The organism is Kitasatospora sp. NPDC101447 (assembly GCF_044767225.1).
Classification (GTDB): Bacteria; Actinomycetota; Actinomycetes; order Streptomycetales; family Streptomycetaceae; genus Kitasatospora.
This window is the reverse complement of record NZ_JBIWNL010000013.1, coordinates 1-16234: the sequence shown is the minus strand read 5'-3', so window position 1 is coordinate 16234 and position 16234 is coordinate 1. Positions and strand designations below refer to the sequence as shown.

13 protein-coding genes and 1 pseudogene are annotated in these 16234 nt (G+C 74.5%); 2 read left to right on the top strand and 12 right to left on the bottom strand.

Annotated elements, in window-relative coordinates; translation table 11 throughout:
• Window positions 1–43 precede the first annotated feature (43 nt).
• The 9 genes from ACIRST_RS19915 to ACIRST_RS19875 form a co-directional block, all read right to left on the bottom strand.
• A complete protein-coding gene (locus tag ACIRST_RS19915) occupies window positions 44–793 on the bottom strand; it encodes a VOC family protein (protein ID WP_350520366.1) in 750 nt (249 codons plus the stop codon).
• Window positions 794–905: 112 nt separating this feature from the next.
• A complete protein-coding gene (locus ACIRST_RS19910; RefSeq protein ID WP_402803251.1) occupies window positions 906–2405 on the bottom strand; it encodes a hypothetical protein in 1500 nt (499 codons plus the stop codon).
• A gap of 2 nt (window positions 2406–2407) precedes the next feature.
• On the bottom strand, window positions 2408–3928 hold the full coding sequence (locus ACIRST_RS19905) for a condensation domain-containing protein (RefSeq protein WP_402803250.1): 1521 nt from the start codon (window positions 3926–3928) through the stop codon (window positions 2408–2410).
• Between the two features lie 448 nt (window positions 3929–4376).
• Window positions 4377–5075, bottom strand: coding sequence for a helix-turn-helix domain containing protein (locus ACIRST_RS19900; protein ID WP_396548127.1), 699 nt, complete (start codon window positions 5073–5075; stop codon window positions 4377–4379).
• Entirely contained in the window at window positions 5072–7441 is a 2370-nt protein-coding gene (locus tag ACIRST_RS19895) for a hypothetical protein (RefSeq protein ID WP_402803249.1), read from the bottom strand. The genes ACIRST_RS19900 and ACIRST_RS19895 overlap by 4 nt, the downstream gene beginning before the upstream one ends.
• Window positions 7442–7448: 7 nt before the next feature.
• Window positions 7449–8129 (bottom strand): DNA-binding protein, encoded by a 681-nt coding sequence (locus ACIRST_RS19890; protein WP_402803248.1) that lies wholly within the window; start codon window positions 8127–8129, stop codon window positions 7449–7451.
• Between the two features lie 148 nt (window positions 8130–8277).
• Entirely contained in the window at window positions 8278–9060 is a 783-nt protein-coding gene (locus ACIRST_RS19885; RefSeq protein WP_402803247.1) for a MerR family transcriptional regulator, read from the bottom strand.
• 182 nt (window positions 9061–9242) lie between these two features.
• Window positions 9243–10364 carry a serine hydrolase domain-containing protein gene (locus ACIRST_RS19880; protein ID WP_402803246.1) on the bottom strand — a complete coding sequence of 374 codons (1122 nt, stop codon included), beginning with the start codon at window positions 10362–10364 and terminating at the stop codon, window positions 9243–9245.
• Window positions 10365–10491: 127 nt separating this feature from the next.
• Window positions 10492–11136 (bottom strand): HD domain-containing protein, encoded by a 645-nt coding sequence (locus ACIRST_RS19875; protein ID WP_402803492.1) that lies wholly within the window; start codon window positions 11134–11136, stop codon window positions 10492–10494.
• Window positions 11137–11286: 150 nt separating this feature from the next.
• Here ACIRST_RS19875 and ACIRST_RS19870 point away from each other — a divergent pair, with 150 nt between their 5' ends.
• Entirely contained in the window at window positions 11287–12333 is a 1047-nt protein-coding gene (locus tag ACIRST_RS19870; RefSeq protein WP_402803245.1) for a GlxA family transcriptional regulator, read from the top strand.
• 234 nt (window positions 12334–12567) lie between these two features.
• Here ACIRST_RS19870 and ACIRST_RS19865 read toward each other — a convergent pair whose 3' ends face one another.
• From ACIRST_RS19865 to ACIRST_RS19855, 3 genes and pseudogenes are all read right to left on the bottom strand, one after another.
• Window positions 12568–13074, bottom strand: coding sequence for a hypothetical protein (locus ACIRST_RS19865; RefSeq protein ID WP_402803244.1), 507 nt, complete (start codon window positions 13072–13074; stop codon window positions 12568–12570).
• 703 nt (window positions 13075–13777) lie between these two features.
• A pseudogene (locus ACIRST_RS19860) lies at window positions 13778–14405 on the bottom strand (IS5 family transposase).
• A 22-nt stretch (window positions 14406–14427) separates the two neighbouring features.
• The gene (locus ACIRST_RS19855) at window positions 14428–15006 is read right to left on the bottom strand and encodes a hypothetical protein (protein WP_402803243.1); all 579 of its coding nucleotides are present in this window, start codon (window positions 15004–15006) and stop codon (window positions 14428–14430) included.
• A 317-nt stretch (window positions 15007–15323) separates the two neighbouring features.
• Here ACIRST_RS19855 and ACIRST_RS19850 point away from each other — a divergent pair, with 317 nt between their 5' ends.
• Window positions 15324–15854 carry an AAA family ATPase gene (locus ACIRST_RS19850; RefSeq protein WP_402803242.1) on the top strand — a complete coding sequence of 177 codons (531 nt, stop codon included), beginning with the start codon at window positions 15324–15326 and terminating at the stop codon, window positions 15852–15854.
• Window positions 15855–16234 lie beyond the last annotated feature (380 nt).

The following is a 16234-nucleotide window of genomic DNA, read 5'->3' as shown; positions in this document are numbered from 1 at the left end:
CTTGTTCCTCTGATGTTCCTCTGTGACGGCCCGGGCGGGTCCCTCAGGACGACGACGACCGGGCGAGGATGCAGAACTCGTGGCCCTCCGGGTCGGTCAGGCACCGCCACGGAACGTCGCCCTGGCCGATGTCGAGGTCGTCGGCGCCGAGCGCCCGCAGCCGGGCCGACTCCGCCTCGTGATCGTCGGCGGGGTAGCGCAGCAGGTCGACGTGGACGCGGTCCGGCACGGTCTTCACGTCGGGCGTGCGGATGAACTCCAGGTACGGGCCGACCCCCTTGGCGGAGCGGAACACCGCACTGTCGTCGGTCACCTCGTGCAGGGTCCACTCCAGCGCCTCGCCCCAGAACCGCGCCATGGCCCGCGGATCCGCGCAGTCGACCACCACCGCGGCGATCGGCCCGGTGTCCCGGTACACCTCGCGGGGCTCCAGCACGCAGAACTCGTTGCCCTCCGGATCGGCGAGCACCGTCCACGGCACCTCGCCCTGGCCCACGTCGACGGGCGTCGCCCCGAGCGCCCGCAGCCGGGCGACCAGCTCCGCCTGGTGGGCCGCGGACGTGCTGGCGAGGTCAAGGTGCACCCGGTTCTTCACCGCCGTCCTGGGCTCCGGGACGGCGACCACGTCGACGCAGATCCGCTCCGGGTCCCGCCAGTCGATGCCGACGCGGCCGACGTTGGTCTCGCCGGGCTGCGCGCTGGAGACGCTCCAGCCGAGCGCCTCCGCCCAGAACCGGCCGACGGCGGTGTCGTCAACGGCCTTGATGTTCACCAGAACGGGTCGAAGTCCCATACCGACGATCCTAGGGCCCGCCTTCGGACCCCCGTCGTCCACCCGAAGGGCGGCGGGGGCGGGGACGGCGCGTCGGGGAGCGTCCCCGCAGGCGCGGGTTCGACGACGGGCCCTACGCGTCCGCCCTGCCGCCGTCGGCGCCGCCCGCCGGGAGCAGCGGACCGGGGAGCAGCGGACCGGGAACCGGCAGCCCGGTGGCGGCGCCGGTGAGGTGGCGGTGGATGCCGTCGAGGAAGCGGGCGACGGTGCGGCCGGCGGTGCCGGTGTCGGGGTGGCGCGTGCGCAGGAACAGGCCGTCGCGGGTACGCGAGAACCAGAGCTGGACGGTGTCGGTGACGCTGGCGCGGCTGAGGTGGTGCGGGTTGCGCGCCCGCGGGGGCTCGCCTGTCGTGCTGACCGTGCGGTAGTCCAGGTGGGAGAGCATGAAGACGTCCCCGCCGGTGGGTCGCAGCCGGTCGCCGAGGGCGGCGACCGTCTCGCCCAGCGGCAGCCCGGCCGTCTCCCGGGAGCGGCGGAACGCCGCCCGGGCGGCGGGGAGCGCGGCGGTGAGGGTGCCGGCGCCGCCGAGGTCGAGGGTCAGCGGCGCGACGGTGGTGAACCAGCCGATCGAGCGGGCCGTCTGCGGTCGGTGGCGGGTGTGCAGGGGCACCAGCAGCCGTAGGGGCGCGGGCGCGCCCGCGGCACGGACCGCCAGCGCGGTGGCGGCGAGCAGGCCGGTGAACAGGGTGCCGTCGGCCTGCCGGCAGCGGTGTTCGAGCGCCGCCGTCCCGGCTGCGTCCAGGAGGCGGCGGTGGTCGCTGCGCTGGGGCGGCGCGCTCCCGCCGGGGTCCGTGCCGAGCGGCAGCGGGAAGCTCGGCAGGGCGCCGTCGCCCTCGGCGAGGAACTGCTCCCAGACGTCCAGCGCGCGGGCGCGGGCGGGGCCGCCGGGCTCCGGCGGGTGGACGGTGTGGTGGCCGGGCTCCGGCGGGTGGACGGTGCGGTGGCTGCTCGCCTGTCCGGCGGTCGGGGCGAGGCGGGGCATGCGGCCCCGGGTCAGCGCGTCGAGGATCTCGGTGAGCTCCTCGGCGGCGATCGCCAGGGAGTGGGCGTCGGCATGGCAGTGGTCGAACCCGCAGACGACGGTCGTGCTCGCCTCGCGCAGGACGGCCGCGCAGGCGTACGAGGGCCAGGCCAGCGGGCGGCAGGCCCGGTCGAGGAGCGCGGTGAGCCGTTCCCGTACGCCGTGGTGGTCCAGGTGGTCCTGCTCCTCGCCGGCGCCCACCTCGGCGACGGTGAAGGCGAGGGAGTCCGCGGGGACGGCGAACCGTTCCACCCGGTCGTCGGGGCCCGTCCGCAGTCCGCTGCGCAGGGTCGGGTGGCGGCGGGCGAAGCGGGTGAAGCCGGCGGCCAGCACGGCGGGGTCGGCCCGGAACGGCAGGTCGAAGGCGCACGCGAGCCAGTTGCGGGCCTGTGGGCGGTGCAGCGCAGAGGCGAGGTGGAACCGCTCGTTGGCGCCCGGCGGTTCGCCGGCCGCCCGAGCACCCGCCGCCGCGGCGACCGTCGCGGCCGTCGGCGCCAGGACGACCAGCCGGCCCGGGGGCGGCCGGTAGTCGTCGACCGTGAGGACGTGCACGCTCACACCCCGCCGACCGGGGCCGGCTCCATCGCGGCCGCCCGGGGAACGCCCACGGCCGGTGGCGGCGTGTCCTGCGGCCCGTACGCGGGGGTGTCCTGCGGCCCGTACTCCACGGTGCCCTGCGGCCCGTACGCGGCAGTGCCCTGCGGCTCGCCGACGGCGGCGTCCAGGATCCGGCGCAGGTGCCGGACGTAGCGGTGGACGCTGTCGCGCGCGACCGGGTTGTCGGGGTAGGCGACGGTCAGGCGCAGCCCCTGCCACAGCCGCCACAGCCAGACGGACACGCCGCTGACCGGCGCCCCGGAGCCGAGGACGCCGAACCGGGCGGCGGTCCAGTCCCGGGAGCCGGGGGTGTGCCGCAGGTCGACGTAGGAGAGCACCGGCGGCACCGTGTTCCCGAGGGCGAGGGCCGCGGCCGGGTGCAGTTCGAGCACGCGGGCGGGTGACACCTCGGCCATGGCGTGGGCGCGGCCGAGCGCGTCGTGGGCGGCCGTGGCGGTGGCGGCGAACGACCGGCCCCGCGGGACCGGGAACTCCACGGGCACCAGGTTGACGAACCAGCCCTGCGCCGCGTGCCAGCGGCGCTCGCCGCGCGTGTGGGCGACCATCAGCCGCCGGTAGTGCGAGGTGCCGGCGAGTTCGTGCTCGGCGAGGGCGAGCGCGCCGACGGCCCCGGCGGCGAAGCTGCTTCCCCCGCGGCGGCAGGCCCGGGCGAACGCCTCCGCCTGCGGGAGGTCGAACAGGTCGACGGTCTCGTACACGGACGGGTGCCTGCCTCCGGGGTCGACGCCCAGGGGCAGGGCGAAGGAGGCGGGCAGCCCGCGGCCCAGGAAGTCGACCCACCGGGCGGCCACGGGGTGGGCCGGGTCCAGCGCGGCGTTGCGCCGGGCCTCGGCCACGCAGTAGTCGAGGTGGCTGCCGGTCTCGGGCAGCCTGGCGGGCGCGCCGCCGGTCTCGGCGGTGTAGAGGGCGCGGATCTCGGAGAACACCCGTGCCAGCGAGCAGCCGTCGGTGTGGGCGTGGTCGACGGCGAAGAACAGCGTGGACTTCTCGTCGCGCAGCACGGCGCCGGCCACGAAGCCGGGCCACGTCACCGGGTTGATCGCCTCGGCGAACCGTTCATGCATCCACGTCCGGACGGCTTCCCCGCTCGCGCGGACGCCGAGGCCGACCGGGTGCACCGTGACCGCCTGAGGGGGCAGCAGACGGCGCGTCAGGCCGGCGCCGTCGGCGGTGAACCAGGTCCGCAGCGCGTCGTGCCGGCGCAGCCATGCCTGCCAGGCCCGGGCGAGCGCGCCGACGTCCACCCGCCCCGGCAGGTCGAAGAAGGTCGCCAGCCAGCCGTGCCCTTCCTCGGGTGCCGTGAGGTAGCGCCGCACATGGGTGGCCTGGACGTCGCAGGCGCCGACGGGATGGGCGGGCCCGCCGCCGCCCGCCAGCGCCGACGCCGGTGCGGACGCCCGGAACTCGACGAGTTCGCCGGGCTCGGTCAGGTAGTCACGGATCGGGAACACCAGCACCGTGCTTCACGCTCCTGTTCACGCAGACGTTCGTCCGCACCGTTGGTCGACAGTGCGGGGCTGCCGTGAACGGCCTTTCCTCCCATGGCCGTTCACCCACCCGGACAAATCCGTCACGACGGGACCGACGACCGCCCGGCGGGGCGGGGGCCCGACGCGGGCGGACCGGGGAACGCCCACGCAGCCGAGGCCACCGCGTACCGCCGCGTCGGCGGTCGGTGCGGCAACGATAGGGGCGGACAACGGCTCCGCCGGTGCCGCCACTCCGTCGGGGCCGGAGCCGGCTCGCCGCCGCCCGTGCGACCTCGGAGCATGCGCTCGGCCGTCGCGGCCCGTGCGCGCAGCGCGGCAGCCTCCTCGTGCTGCCCCCGGTCGGCCAGGATCCGGGCCAGGATCCGGGCCCGGTACGGCGGCTCGCGTAGCAGCCCGGCCGTGGTCGGGCGGATTGCTACGCGGGCACCCAGGCGCGGACCTCCAGGTAGCCGATCTCGGCGTCCTCGACGGCGCGGCCGGTCTCGACCAGCCACGCCCGCATCGCCTCGGTGACGTCCCCGTGGTGGGCGGCGACCCGCCGGGACCACTCGGCGGCGTCGAAGCCGCCGGTGCTCGCGGAACCGTACGTGCGTTCCTCGGTGCCGTCGGCGCGGGGGACGAAACCGCGGCGCAGGCCCGCCGAGTCCTCGGTCGAGCCGGCCGACATGGTGAACTGGTCGGCGCGCATCCGCACGGTGAAGGCGAGGCGGCCGCCGGCCCGGCCGGTGGCGTGGACGACGGGGGCGAGGTGGGAGGCTCCGGAGCGGATGGCCTGCCGCCCGGCGCGGCCGGCCATCGACCCGCCCTCCTCGCCGACCACGTCCTTGCCCCGTACGCGGGCCCGCTGCCCGGTCCTGGTGCGGCGGCGCTCGACGTTCTCCTGCGCGATCCCGGTGAGCGCGTCGGTGTCGCGCTCACCCCCGCGCACCGCCCGTACGACCTGGCGCAGGGCGTCGACGAACGCCGCGCCCTTGCCCTTGGTGAAGAACTGCGACACCAGCGAGGCGTCGCGGCCGAGCATCCTGGCGACCTGCCGCTTGGTGAACCCCTGGTCGACGAGCTCCTGGGTCAGGCGGGCGGCCTCGTTGGGGTGCTGCGGGTCGGCCGGGCTCACCGGTCACCTCCGGCGCCGGGTTCGGCGGAACGGGCGGCGGCGGGTTCGGCGGCGGGTTCGGCGGCACGGGCGGCGGCGAGTTCGGCGCGGCCCCGGGCGCGCAGCCGGAGGTACTGCTCCTGGCCGGTCGGGTGCGGGACGGGGCCGCTCAGGTGGCCCTTGAGCAGGTAGTCGCCGGGCTCGCCCCGGTACGGCCACGGCTGGCGCTCCGTCAGCGCGATGCCGTCGGTGCCGAAGTACACGACCGTGCCGGGCCTGGCGTGCAGGGCGCCGGCGACGCCGACGACCTCCTTGCCCTGCCGGTACTTCATGTCCAGCAGGGCGGCCCGCGCCCCCGACCACACGAAGGCGGCCCACTCGGGGTGGGCGTACGGGTCCCGGGAGAACCCGGCCTGCCGCTGCCACGTCACCACGGCGCCGTCCTGGCCGAGGATCTCCACCCCGGCGGGCAGCGTCTCGCCGACCGGTGTGGTGCCGGACACCAGGCGGGGGCGCTGCGCGAAGCCGCCGAGGCCGAACAGCAGGACGGCGCGGACGGCGCGGGAGGCGAGGTAGGCGGCGGTGCGCTGCCGCTCGTCGGCGTGCGCCCTCGACAGGCCGGTCAGGTCCGCCCAGGCGGCCTTCAACCGCTTGCCCCAGTCGTCCAGCGGCTTGCCGTCCTCCCACACCAGGCCGCCCAGGACCTCGATCCGCCACGGCCCGAGGTGGTTGGCGAGCGCGAGGTGGACCTCCGCCCCGCCCGCCCAGGTCGTGAACGTGGCACCCGGCTCCGACGGGTAGACCCAGGCGCGGTCGCCGGTGACGGGGGCCGGGAGCAGACCGACGTGCTCCCACCCGGCCGGGACGGTGACGCGGACGTTCCAGTGCGAGCAGGACATCAGGGCCTTGGTCTGCTCCGCCTCGGTCATCGCGGCGAAGGCCCGCGCGGTGATCCGCTGCGGGGTGCCGACCGGGGACTTCCACAGGTGCCTGGCGTAGGCGAAGGTGCGGTCGTACTCGACGAGCGCGGGCAGCTCGGCCGGGACGCGCGGCGGCAGGATCAGCTCGGTGCGGCCCTGGCCGGCGGTCGCGTGCAGCAGGCCGCGCAGCTCCTCGGACAGCACCGGGTAGCCGCCGGCGAACCGGCCCTTGACCGGGACGGTGCGCGACCACAGGTCCCGTCCGGTCTGGCTCGGCGAGCCCATCAGGACGACGTCGTCCCAGTGCCGGCGCAGCGCCTGCCACAGCAGCTTGAACGCCTCGCGCACCGTCACCACGTCGGCGCCGTCCGGGTCGAACCACTCCCCCACCGACCGGATCTCGGTGCTGTCGCCGTCGGGCGCGGCGGCGGGGGCGTACCGGCCGACCGGCTGGCGCTGGTGCACGAAGTGCCCGGCGAGCCGGTCGCGGCCGGCGCCGACGGCAGTGGTCCAGCGCTCGGACGGGGTGTTCAGCCAGGCGGCGACGGCGTCCTTCAGCGTGCTGTACCGCTCGGCGCCGTCGTGCCAGGGGGCGCCGGCGGTGATGTAGACGCGCTCGGTGCCGGGGGCGGCGGCCAGGACGGCGTCCAGGATCTCACCGGGCGTACGGGCGCCGAGGTCGAGGCGCACGACCCGGTCGCGCACCGCGAGGTCGCCGGTCGCGGCGTCCAGGAACACCGTGGCGCGGGCCTGCTGGACGAAGTTCGGTCGCTTGGACAGCAGCCCGGTGGTCACGGCCTCGAACCGGGCCCCCGCGGGGCCTTCGGGGACGGTGGGCAGCTCGCGCGGCCCGACGTCGGGCACCGAGTGCGGGACGGCAGCGACCGGAGCGACCGGAGCGACCGAGGCTGCGGGTTCTCCCGACGTAATTGCGGAGGTGGGGGCGGGTGGTGTGGCGGGTGCGGTAGCGGGTGCCGTAGCGGGCGCCGTAGCGGGTGCGGCAGCGGCGGGGCTCGTGGCGGCGGGGGGCTCGGCAACGGGGACCGCCGGGCGGGTCAACGCCGGGGCCACCGCGGGCTCTGCGGCCGGCTGTGGCCGGTGATCCGGCTCCGGTTGCGGCTGTTGCTCCGGCTGCGGCTGCTCCGTATGCGGCTCGGCCGCAACGACGGCCAGCTCGGGCTCCGGGGCGGCGCCGACGGGCTCCGGGGCGGCGCGGACGGCGGACGGGGTCGGGTCGAGCACCGGGGCGAGCCGCACCACGTCGCCGAGCGTCAGGCCGGCGGCCTTGGCGATGGCGTCGGCTTTCGCGCCCTCGAACCCCGCGAGCCCGGTGACCCGGCGCGCGCGCTGGGCGGCGAGCTTGTCCAGTGCCTTCCGGGCGGCCGCGACCGCCTTCTCCGCGGCGGTGATCTCCGCCCGCAGCTCCCGCAGTCCGGCGAGCTCGGCGGTGTACGTCTTGCGGTCCATCAGCGGGTCACTCCCCTTCCGCGGCGACGACTGCGGCAGCGACCGAAGCAGCGACCGAAGCAGCGACCGGAGCAGCGACCGGAGCAGCGACCGAAGCGGTGGGAACGTAGGCGATCGGGCCGCCGGACACCGACGGCAGGCGGGTGCCCAGCAGCAGATCGGCCAGGCGGGCGTCCTGCGGGTCGGCGGGGCCGACGGCGTTGGCCGGGGCGGTGAGGTCGGTCAGGCGGCCCGCCAGACGGGCCGCCGGGAACCGAAAGCGGGCCGCGGTGCCGGCGGCGCCGTCGGACTCCCACGGCGTCAGGCCGGTCAGCACCGCCACGACGAACCCGGCCACCGTCACCGGCAGCACCCCACCGGCCGCGACCCGGGCCGGATCGCACCGCCACCAGCCGGACAGCGAGGCCAGCAGTTGTGCGTCATCCAGCGCCGTCCCGAAGCCGACCCACTCCCGGCCCGGCTCGTCCACCCTCCTGAGCGCGTCCGACCGCAGCACCGCCACCTCCACCGTACCGAGCCCGCCGAGGTCCGCGACCGGCCGGTCCTGCAGGGCCTGCAGCGCGGCCAGCGGGAACACCTGCCGCCCCGTTCCGCGCACGCCGGGGACCACACCGGTGGCCATCAGCTTCTTCACCGTCGGGATGGAACACCCCAGCGCCGACCCGGCCTGCCCGGTCGTCACGAACACACCCAGACCTCCACGCCCATGCCTCTGCAGCTGACTCCAAAGACTAGTCCACCTCGCACCTTCCCCCTGGCAGGCACCCTGCGGCTCCGCCTCCGCCCCCGACCGGAACGGCTGACGCCCCCTCCGCAGTGGCGGCGTCCCCCCGGGGTCACCGGTGGGGAGCGGGTACGCCCGCCGCGCGGAGCCGGGCCTCGGTGAGGGCGGTCAGCCGGGCCGATACGGGTGCCCGGTCGCCGCGGTGGTCGTTGATCAGCCGGTACTGGGCGGCGGCCCCGCGCCAGGCCCGCCGGTCGGCCGGGTCGCCCAGCAGTGCCGGGTTGGCGAGGTAGTGGTCGGCCATGGCGGTGGCGAGTTCCTCGATCCTGGGGTCGTCCGGCTCCCAGCCCTCGGCCTCGCAACCGCGTTTGACCAGGTCCACGTACCCGGGGTCGTCGAGGCAGTGTTCGAGCCGGGTCAGGAAGCCGTCGAAGCCCTCCGGCACCATCGCCCGGGCCAGGACCAGGGCCTCGCGCTGCGCGTCCACGTAGTCGGGGCCGAAGCCGAGGCCGGGCATCCGGTCCAGCAGCACGCAGGCACGTTCGGGCAGCAGGGCCCGGTCGCCCTCGGCGAGCCGGTACAGCGTGTCGCGGCGCGCGCTCAGCTCCTCGATCCGCTCGGTCAGCCGCCGCCCGACGTCGGCGAGGGCGGCGGCGAACTCCCCGGTGTCGCCGTCCGCGTCGAGCAGGGGCCCGATCTCGGCCAGCGGCACCCCGGCGGCCGCCAGCGTGCGGACCTGTACCAGCCGCAGCAACTCGGCCGACCCGTACCGCCGGTAGCCGGAGGTGTCCCGGGGCGGTTCGGCGACCAGCCCGTTCTGGTGGTAGTGCCGCAGTGTCTTCACCGTGACGCCGACGAAGGCCGCCGCCTGTCCGATCGTGACGCCGTTCACCATCTGCTCGACCTGCCTCGGGTTCGTGGTGGAGGGGCCGCGCCGGCCCTGCGCGGCGCGGCCCCGGTTCGCCTGCGACGGTCGGGGCCTCGGCGGCGCGCGGCCGAAGGGCCGAGCGCGAGGGCGGAACGGTCCCCTCGAAGCGTACGGGCAAGCGTACGGACATCCGTGCCCCGTACGGGAGTTCAGCCCGTCGGCCGTGCCGGGTCGGCCTGCCCGCGGCGGAACACCTCGCCGACGAGCCGCTGTTGGGCGTCCCGGAACGCCGGGGCGAGGGACATGTCGGCGTCGTCCACGTAGTTCAGCCCGGCGGTCAGGGTCGTGCGGCCGTCGGGGGTGGCGTACATCAGCGCCGCCGAGCCGATGGTGGCGCCGTTGTGGTGGTGGAGGGTGCCGACGCCCGGGCCCATGTCCTGCGTGAACAGCCCCAGGCCGTAGCCGATCGTCGGCTCCGGGGTGCGCATCTCGGCCAGCAGGTCGGCCCGCAGGAGCCGGCCGCCCATCAGCGCGGAGACGTACGTGTGCAGGTCCCGGGTGGTCGAGATCATGTCCCCGCCGGCCCCGACCCAGGACGGGTCGTGCCGGGTGATGTCCACCGTCCGCTCCCGCCCGGCGTCCTCGTAGCGGTAGTAGCCGTGGTTGTGGGGCTCGGGCACCTCCGGCGAGCTGCCCGGCGCCACGGTGCCGGTCAGCCCCAGCGGGCCCACGACCAGCCGCCGCAGCTCCTCCGCGAACGGCCGCCCGGTGACCGCCTCGATCACCAGCCGCGCCAGCACGTAGTTGGTGTTGGAGTAGCTCCAGCCCGTCCCCGGCGCGAACCGGGCCGGCCTGGACAGCGACAGCCGCACCAGCTCCTCGGGCCGGTAGGTGCGGAACCGGCCGTCCACCCACTCCCTGCCCCGCCACGGCACGCCCGGCACGACCGTCCCGTCCTCGCTGAGCTCGCCGGTGTGGCTGAAGACCCCGCTGGTGTGCTGCAGCAGCATCCGCACCGTGATCCGACGGTCCAGCCCGAACGCGGGCAGGTAGCCGTCGACCGGCGCGTCCAGGCCGACCCTGCCCTCCGCGACCAGCATCAGCACGACGGTCGCCACGAAGCTCTTGGTGACGCTGCCGATCCGGAAGTGCCCGTCCGCCGACGCCTGCGCGCCCCCGTCCGGCTCCTGCACCCCGGCACTGCCGACCCACTCGCCCCGCTCGTCGTTCACCCGCAACTGCACCCCGAGGATGCCGGACCGGACGATCTCCTCGATCGCCTCGCGCAACTCCGGACGGTCCTGCCCCTGCTCGGACGAGGTGGTGGACATGTCGCTCCTTCACAGCAGTGGTGCCCGACTCCCCGCCGGGCCGCTGCCCTGAGCCTCCACCCCGCCCCAGGGTCAACCTCAACGGTGATCCGGCTCACACCTCCCGGCGCCCGGGCAGCGACTGGTGTCACTCCGGCCAGGCGGAGCCCTGGATGACCTCGACGAAGTCGCCGCGCTCGAAGCCGGGGACGAAGTGGGCGAGGACGTCCGCCTTGACGGTGCCGAAGGTGCTGTCCGGGCGGTCCTTGATGCCGTCGGTGAACGCCGCGAGGATGCCGTTCTTGAAGTCGGGGCGGGGGTGGGCGGCGACCACGGCGGCGCGCTGCCCGTCCGTGACGGCGTGGTAGCCGATGCCCAGGACGTCCAGTTCCACGCCCCGGGTGACCAGCGCGATCTCGGGCGCCATGTGCAGGGGGATCTCCGGGGTGGTGTGCAGGGCGATCGCGGTCCAGACCCGCTGGGCGGGCTCGCCGGTGATGCCGTGGGCCTCCAGGAAGCGCCGGGCCTCGTCGGCGCCGTCGATCTCGAACCGCTGGTCGGTACGGGCGAAGCGGTCGGTGAGGCCGAGGTCGTGGAACATCGCACCCACGTAGAGCAGCTCCGGGTCGTAGTCCAGCCCCTGCTCGGTTCCGCGCAGCGCCCCGAACAGGAACACCCGGCGCGAGTGGTCGAACAGCAACGGCGAGGCCACCTCCCGCACCAACGCGGTCGCCTCCCGTGCCAGGGCACTGTCCGGGATGCGAACGCCCGCGATCGTCGTCCCACCCGTCATGCCGCTCCTCGTCCCACTGCTCATCTGGCTCGCCATGCGACCTCAGCTCCTTCGCGTCCTCCACCGACGGTTCGGTGGACTCCTCCACCTTCGCCCGGTGGCCTACGCTGGAGCCATGTCCGTACAGACACCCACCCCTCGGATTCGGACATGACGCGGCGAGTCGCCTTCCTCGTCGTCGACGGCGTCACGCTGCTCGACGTCAGCGGCCCGATGGAGGTCTTCCACCAGGCCGGCCGACTCGGCCACACCTACGCGACCCACCTGGTCTCGCCCGGCGGCGGCACCGTCACCGCCTCCAACGGCGTGGCCCTGGCCGCCACCGCCGCGCCGAGCAGCCCTTCGCCGAGCGCCGCCGCACCGAGCACGGAACCGACCGCCGACCCGCTCGGCAGGCTGGACCGACTGGACCGACTGGACCGACTGGACCGACTGGACACGCTCGTGGTCGCCGGGGCCGACCACCTCGCCGACCGGGGCCCCGACGACGAGCTGCTCGCCGCCGCCGCAGAGCTCGCCGCACGGGCGGAGCGGGTCGCCTCGGTGTGCAGCGGCGCGTTCGTCCTCGCCGCACTCGGCCTGCTCGACGACCGCCGCGCCACCACCCACTGGCGCCACGCCCGCACCCTCGCGCTGCGCCACCCCCGCGTCCGCGTCGAACCCGACGCCCTGCACGTCAGCGACGGCCGCTTCCACACCAGTGCCGGCATCAGCGCCGGCATCGACCTCGCCCTCGCCCTGGTCGAGCACGACCACGGCGCCGACGCCGCCCGCGCCGTCGCCCGCGAACTCGTCGTCTTCATGCAGCGCCCCGGCGGCCAGTCCCAGTTCTCCACCGCCCTGGCCACCCCACCCGCCCGCAGCGACCTCCTGCGCGCGCTCACCGACGCCGTCCTCGCCGACCCGGCCGCCGACCACAGCCTGCCCGCCATGGCCGCCACCGCCGCCGTCAGCACCCGCCACCTGACCCGGCTCTTCCAGGCCGAGCTGAACACCACCCCCGCGCGCTGGGTCGAACGCGTCCGCCTCGACCGCGCCCAGCTGCTCCTCCTCGACGGCCACAGCGTCACCGCTGCGGCCCGCCACAGCGGCCTCGGCAGCGACGAAACCCTCCGCCGCGCCTTCGCCCGCCACCTGCACACCACCCCGACCGAGTACCGCACCCGCTTCACGACCACCCACCGCGGTACCAGCTGACCCTCCCGGGCCTTCCCCCGAAGTAGCCTCCTCTCAAAGCCCCAGAGCCCTCCAAAGGCCCTGAGAGCCCCTCAGAGGCCCTTCGGTCGCCCATCCCAGGGGGCCGGGGGCCGGGCAAGCACGTCCGGCCCGCAAGGGGGCCGGGAGGGCTGCAGTATTCGAACACCTCACCCCGCGCGTCCGGGCGCGACCCCAGGAAGCCGGCGGGTTGCCGCTGACGGAGCGGCGGTCGGGTCAGTCGCTGAGTGCGAGATGCAGGATCGTGGCCCACCGGTCGCTGACCAACAGCAGGTTGCGCCACCAGATGTAGTACGCGTGCGGGCCTCCGACATCACCGGAGCTTCGGACGGGACCCAGGTGTGCCTCGATGAGGTCGGCGACGCCATCGGCGAGTTCGCCGGCCCGCCGGATCTCATCGGGCGTGCGCAGGTTGGCGGCCGGCCACCTCTGGGCGGGCTGCATGAACCCCTCGGTCACCTGTCGACGGAGAATGTCCCGCCAGGCCCCGGGTGATGTGAACGGGCGTATCGGTGCCGGCACCTGGTATCCGCTGCCCCAGCCCCCGGCGTCGTAGACGGCCTGAGCGAGACTCTGCATCCGGTCATGACCGGGTGCCGTCCCGTTCACGGGGACCACGTGAAGCAGTTCGATGAACGGCTCGTGGTCGCAGTCCTGGAGCAGGTCGAGCAGGGGTTCCGCTGCGGCTTCCACTGCGTCCGGCGCAGCGAGCGGGTTCAGCATGGATGTCCGGGTCCTCTCGTCCACTCTTGCGGTTCGGCCCCATTGTGCTGACTGAGCGCACATTCGTGCGGCGGAGTTTCTGCAGCCTCCGGTGAGCGGAGGCGCCGGAGCTCTCCTCGCTCACGCGGGGCCGACCGAGCTCGGCGCACCGTCGGTCCTCCGGGAGCTTCGACCGCCCTCCGCCCTTCTGAGCGGAGCACCCGCCCCGACGCGACGCGGAGAGGGTCCGGACATGCTTCACGTCTAACAAGCGTTTACTGCGTCTTTTATGTTCAACGCGCCCACCGCAAAGCACCGTTCGGCGCGAAAACGCGCCTTCGCGGACGACATCGGCCGCTCTCGGACTCCAAAGCTCACCTCGGGACCAAAAGTCTTCATGCACGCGTCAACTTGCTCCGCGCCGGACGGAAGTGAGAGGTTCGCGCCCGCTGTCCGCCTGACCGGCACCCGCACCCGCACCCGCACCGACTGCACCCAAGCCGAAACGGTGATCGCTCTCGTCCGGTGTGTGCCGACCCCGGCCCGGCACACACCGGACCCGAGCGCGTCGCCGCGGACAAGGGCCACAGCTCCCGAGCCTTCCGCGCCTACCTGCGCCGGCGCGACACCGCCACCCGCTACGACAGGACCCCGAGCACTACCGAGCAAGCCGTCACCTGGCTCACATGATCGCCAAGATGCTCCCTGGGTCCTTTCCTTTGGATCAGCGGGAGGACCAGGCGAAGATGCCGGCGATGTGGAGCCCGGCGTGGAAGACGGTGGCGGTCTTCTCGTAACGGGTGGCCAGGCCGCGCCAGTTCTTCAGGCGGTTGATGCAGCGCTCCACGGTGTTGCGCTTCTTGTAGGCCTGGCGGCCGAAGGCGGGCGGGCGGCCTCCGTTCCGGACTTTGCGCTTGCGGTTGGCGATCTGGTCGGCGGGCTGCGGGATCACCGCCGGGATCCCGCACCTACGGAGGTGTTCGCGGATGGCGCGCGACGAGTAGGCCCGGTCCGCCAGGACCACGAGGGGCCGGGCCCGCGGCCGGCCGGCCTGGGCACGCGCAGGGCTGCCATGACGTGCTCGAACGCCGGCGCGTCACCGGCCTGGCCGGCCGTGAGGACAAAGCACAGCGGGCGGCAGCGGCCGTCCGCGGCGACGTGGATCTTCGTCGTCAGCCGTACTCGGCGGGCAGGTGCACCCACTGCGAGCCGGTCTGAAACTTCCACGCGATCGCGTCGATCACCTGCCGGTGGTCGCGCCACCGCCCGCCCCGCTTCGGCGTCCGGTCCGGCAACAACGGCTCTGTCCGCGCCCACTGCGTGTCAGTCAGTGGCACGACCAGACCAACGATCCGATGATCGGAAAGAAGCGCCCTAGCTGCTCCGCGGCGGTGCACCGTAGTTGGCCGTCAGCTCGGCGGCATAGGCGTCGGGGACCGGCCGGCCGCGGAAGACCAGCGGCAGCCAGGACGCCAGCGCGCCGGCTGCGTCGACGCACGGCCCGTACCGGACGTGCCAGTCCTGCCGCGCGATCTCGCCCGGGAAGCCTCGGACGACGGCGACCGCCGGGTCGCGTTCGCCCCAACAACCCCAGCGGCCGGACGGACCGGTGAGTGCGACGGTGCGCGCCGCGATGGTGATCGACTCCAGGGCTTCCCGGCCCGAATCGAACCCGACCTCCGCCCAGTAGTCGTCCGAGGTGACCTCGACGGACAGCGACAGTGCCGGGCCGGCCATGCCATCCGCCTCGACGACGAGCAGGTCGACCTGCCGGTCGCCGTGCAGCCTGGCCAGCGCCGCGAGCGCCGGCCAGGCGACCGGGGTGAGCAGCAGATCGAACTCACAGAACACCGCAGGGTCGGCGAGTTCCCGGAAGACCTGCGCGGGCAACCTGGCATCGAGGTCGAAGACAGCGGCGGCGCGGGCGCGGAGGGCGTCCGGGTTCGAAGTCATGAAGCGGTGTCCTGGTCCTCGGTCTGGTCCGGGGCTGCCGTGAGCGGCCACGGGACGATCTGCTCGTCGGCTAACCATCAGTCAACACCGCCTGCTCGCCCTGTCCGGCGGGGGGCCTGTCCGGCGGATCAGGTGGCCGCCCCGCGTGCGGGGCCATTGTTCTTCTCGCCGTGGGGCGGGTGCCCTGACAGGCGACGGGTAGGCGAACCGAAGGACCAGCGGGCCAACCGCAGGCGCCGAGGAAGTGGCCCGGCCCATGATCGGGCGGGCGAACAAAGCAGTCGCCGGCTGTTCGGCTTCCCTGCCACGATGTGGCGATGACGACGTTGTTCCTGATGGTCGGCCTGCCAGGAGCCGGAAAGACCACCCGGGCTCGGCAACTCGCCGCAGAGCACGGTGCGCTGCGCCTGACCCCCGACGACTGGATGATCCCCCTGTTCGGCGAGGCGGAGGCGGACGGGAAACGCGACGTACTGGAGGGGCGCATGCTCTGGCTCGCCCTGGAGGCGGTCAAGCTCGGCACCAATGTCGTCGTGGACTACGGCTGCTGGTCACGGCATGAACGGTCTGCGATCCGCTGGCTGGTGGAGGCCGAGGAGGCGTGCTTCCGCATGGTCTACCTGCCTGTGGACGATGAGACCCAACGCGCCCGTATCGCCCATCGCTGGGCGACCACCCCCGAGGAGACGTTCTCGATGTCCGAGGCCGACATCCTGCACGGGCGGGCGCATTTTGAGGAGCCCGACGCGGTGGAGCTGGAGGGCCACGAGGTCGAGGTCTCCGGCCCGCCGCCCGGCTGGGTGGGCTGGCGGGAGTGGGCCGCCGACCGGTGGCCGTCGTTCGCGTGAGTACTGCGGCCCACGACAACGCAGCCGTACCGGGCGTGCCCGCACCACCGTCCTGTCGCCGCCTCTGATCGGCCGCCCGCCAGCGAGGCCGAAGCCCGGTCGGGTGGCAGCCCCACCGAGGCGGCTCCGCGCGGCACCCCCTCGGACCCGCCCCAGGCCTCCGAAATTTTCCGCGGAAAATTCGGAGACACCGGGCGCCCCTCGAACCCGGTCGCCGCCAGCGGTGGAACAGGTCAATCCAGGGACCGGGACTCACTCAAGCCGAGCCGGCGTGACATCGCGATGAGCCTCTCCCCCGCAGTCATTCCGCTGCCCCGCCGCCGAGCATCGCCCGCCGTCGCCGCCCGTCGCCGTCGGTCGCCACGTGCCGGAGGCGCCAC

Bases quoted from the DNA above. Each gene is read 5' to 3' on its own strand.
- ACIRST_RS19870 (WP_402803245.1), top strand. From the start codon at position 11,287: ATGACGCGGCGAGTCGCCTTCCTCGTCGTCGACGGCGTCACGCTGCTC.
- ACIRST_RS19915 (WP_350520366.1), bottom strand. From the start codon at position 793: ATGGGACTTCGACCCGTTCTGGTGAACATCAAGGCCGTTGACGACACC.
- ACIRST_RS19865 (WP_402803244.1), bottom strand. From the start codon at position 13,074: ATGCTGAACCCGCTCGCTGCGCCGGACGCAGTGGAAGCCGCAGCGGAA.
- ACIRST_RS19880 (WP_402803246.1), bottom strand. From the start codon at position 10,364: ATGTCCACCACCTCGTCCGAGCAGGGGCAGGACCGTCCGGAGTTGCGC.
- ACIRST_RS19885 (WP_402803247.1), bottom strand. From the start codon at position 9,060: ATGGTGAACGGCGTCACGATCGGACAGGCGGCGGCCTTCGTCGGCGTC.
- ACIRST_RS19855 (WP_402803243.1), bottom strand. From the start codon at position 15,006: ATGACTTCGAACCCGGACGCCCTCCGCGCCCGCGCCGCCGCTGTCTTC.
- ACIRST_RS19850 (WP_402803242.1), top strand. From the start codon at position 15,324: ATGACGACGTTGTTCCTGATGGTCGGCCTGCCAGGAGCCGGAAAGACC.
- ACIRST_RS19895 (WP_402803249.1), bottom strand. From the start codon at position 7,441: ATGGACCGCAAGACGTACACCGCCGAGCTCGCCGGACTGCGGGAGCTG.
- ACIRST_RS19875 (WP_402803492.1), bottom strand. From the start codon at position 11,136: ATGACGGGTGGGACGACGATCGCGGGCGTTCGCATCCCGGACAGTGCC.